Here is a 225-nt window from a genome sequence, read left to right as displayed (position 1 = left end):
GGCGTGCGGGTGGTGCGGGGGCGGGTTTCTCTTCAGGAGCGGGTGCGGCGGCGGACGCGGGCCGGGCTGGTCGCGCGTAGTGCCGAACGTGAGCTGTTCCGGGGGAACTTCGACACCTCGCCCGAGGACGGACGGCACCGCTTCCTCTTCCATGTGCACGGCACCGCGGGCGTCGGGAAGACCAGGCTGGTCAAGGAGTTCGAGCATCTCGCCCGTGAGCAGGGT

At 70.7% G+C, this 225-nt stretch carries 1 protein-coding gene; it reads left to right on the top strand.

What is annotated here, in order from left to right; all coding sequences use genetic code 11:
- Positions 1-42 precede the first annotated feature (42 nt).
- Positions 43-225 (top strand): P-loop NTPase family protein (locus CCN29_RS36070; RefSeq protein WP_442538432.1); only part of this gene is annotated, 183 nt, incomplete at its 3' end.

Source organism: Streptomyces pseudogriseolus, assembly GCA_002154585.1.
GTDB lineage: Bacteria > Actinomycetota > Actinomycetes > Streptomycetales > Streptomycetaceae > Streptomyces > Streptomyces pseudogriseolus.
Note: the sequence above shows the minus strand (reverse complement) of the source record. Positions and strands in the feature narration are given on the sequence as shown.